Genomic DNA, 2,473 nt, shown 5'->3' with positions numbered 1-2,473 from the left:
CTCCCCTTCCCTCCCCACGGTCGGGCCTGCCCGCACGCCCGCGCCGGGGATGTTGTCCGCGCCCTCCGGGCCGCCGCTGGAGATGGTGACGGCGGAGGCGCTGGAGCTGAACACCGCGGAGCCGCCCCGGACGGGGCCGGTGATTGGCATCGACCTGGGGACGACGAACTCGTGCGCCGCGTTCGTGCGCGGCAACAAGCCGGCGGTGCTGCACAGCCGCGAGGGACACAACACGGTCCCCTCCATCCTGGCGTTCAACCAGCGCGGCAAGCTGGTGGTGGGCCACCCCGCGAAGGGGCAGATGCTCACCAACCCGCGCCAGACGGTGTACGGCGCCAAGCGCCTGGTGGGCCGGCCGTACGCGTCGCCCATCGTCGGGCAGATCAAGGACCGCTTCCACTATGAGATCGCCGCCGGGCAGGCAGGCGAGGCGGCGGTGCGGCTGGGCGATCGCATCTATTCGCTCCAGCAGATCTCCGCGCTGATCCTCCGCGAGGTGCGCGAGGTGGCGCAGAACCAGCTGGGGCAGCCCATCTCGCGGGCCGTCATCACGGTGCCCGCCTACTACAACGACAACCAGCGGCAGGCGGTGCGCGAGGCGGGCAAGCTCGCGGGCCTGTACGTGGAGCGCATCCTCAACGAGCCCACGGCGGCGGCGCTGGCGTACGGCTATGGGCGCAAGCTCAACCAGCGGGTGCTGGTGTACGACCTGGGCGGCGGCACCTTCGACGCGTCGGTGCTGGAGCTGCACGACACCGTCTACGAAGTCATCTCCACCGGCGGCGACACGTTCCTGGGTGGCATCGACTTCGACAACGCCATCGTCGAGTACCTCCTGGAGGAGTTCCGGCAGAAGACGGGCCGCACCTTCCAGGGGGACCGGGTGGCGCTGCAGCGCATCAACGACGCGGCGGAGCGGGCCAAGTGCGCCCTGTCCGAGCGCTCGGAGATGCGGGTGCACGTGGCCTTCGTGACGATGATCGACAACAAGCCGTACGACCTGGACGTCGTGCTCACGCGGCAGAAGTTGATCGCGCTGACGGAGAAGCTGGTCGACCGCACACTCCAGGTCTGTGACGAGGTGTTGCAGGCCAAGGGGCTGAAGCCGCAGGACATCGACGAGGTCATCCTCGTCGGTGGGCAGAGCCGCTTCCCGCTGGTGCACGAGAAGATCACGAAGTTCTTCAGCCAGCCGCCCAGCAAGGGCGTGCACCCGGACGAGGCCGTGGCGCTGGGCGCGGCGCTCCTGGCGCACAGCCTGGGGCAGCTGGAAGGCGTGGTGCTCATCGACGTGCTGCCCATGGCCATTGGCGTGGGACTGCCGGGCGGGCGCTTCAAGCCGGTGCTGGAGCGCAACGTGGCGCTGCCGGCCTCCAAGGTCTACACGCTCTCCACCCACCGGGACGACCAGACGGAGCTGGAGCTCACCGTCTTCCAGGGCGACTCCGAGCGCGCGCAGGACAACGAGTACCTGGGCACGCTGCGGCTCGCGGGCCTGCCGAAGCGGCCTCGCGGCACGGTGCAGGTGACCGTGACGTTCGAGGTGAACAACGAGTCGCTGCTGAAGGTCGTCGCACGTGAGGGCACGTCGGGCCGTGAGGTGGTCAGCACGTTCACCACCCGCGACACGCCGGAGACCGTGAAGGCGCGGCTGGCCCAGGCGGAGGCGGAGACCGTGGCCTCCAGTGCCACCACCAGTGTGGGCTCGGGCGCGGCGCCGGTTGCCCCCGTGAACCGCAACATGTCTGTGGCAGCGCCCGCGGCGCCGGTGCTGACGCCGGACGCGGCGGTCGTGTCGAAGCAGAAGGGCTTCATGGGGTGGTTGAAAGGGCTGTTCGGGCGCGGCTGAGACGCTCCCCCGGGAAGCTGGCGGCGCAGCATGTGCGCGCGCGTTCCAACATCGCGAGGACCCACGGGATTAAGAGCAAGGGCTGCTAAGAAGTGTCGGCGCTTTTTCCGACACATGGACGGCCCCCCCTGCTTGACTTCTCGCGAACCCTTCCTGGCCTCCTGTTGAATCTGGCGATGGGCCCCTCTGCCCATGCGCCGCTGTACACGTTCCTGGGTGAAGTCGACGGCGACGAGACGGTGCTGAGCGCGTTCGAGCTGGACGTGCGGGCCCGGCGCATCGCCACGGCGTTGCAGGCGCGAGGCGTGGTGGGCGAGCGCGTGTTGCTCCTGTACCCGCCGGGGCTGGACTACATCGCGGGCTTCTTCGGCTGCCTCTATGCGGGCGCGGTGGCGGTGCCGGCGTATCCGCCGGATCCGATGCGGTTGGAGCGCACCCTGCCCCGCCTGCGCGCCATCATCCAGGACGCCGAGGCGTCGGTGGTGCTCACGACGTCGGGCATCCTGGAGCTGTCCGACTTCCTCTTCGAGCAGGCGCCGGACTTCCGCGCGCTGCACTGGATGGCGACGGACACGCTGCCCGAGGGCGGCGAGCGGGAGTGGCGCACGCCGTCGGAGGTGGGCG

2 protein-coding genes are annotated in these 2,473 nt (G+C 69.8%); both read left to right on the top strand.

Annotated elements, in window-relative coordinates:
• Window positions 1-1,849, top strand: a 1,849-nt coding sequence (locus D7X12_RS40795; protein ID WP_120630494.1) for an Hsp70 family protein, incomplete at its 5' end; no start/stop codon positions are given.
• Between the two features lie 176 nt (window positions 1,850-2,025).
• Window positions 2,026-2,473 (top strand): AMP-binding protein (locus D7X12_RS40790; RefSeq protein ID WP_147443983.1); only part of this gene is annotated, 448 nt, incomplete at its 3' end.

The sequence above is a fragment of the Corallococcus sicarius genome, assembly GCF_003611735.1.
GTDB lineage: Bacteria > Myxococcota > Myxococcia > Myxococcales > Myxococcaceae > Corallococcus > Corallococcus sicarius.
Note: the sequence above shows the minus strand (reverse complement) of the source record. Positions and strands in the feature narration are given on the sequence as shown.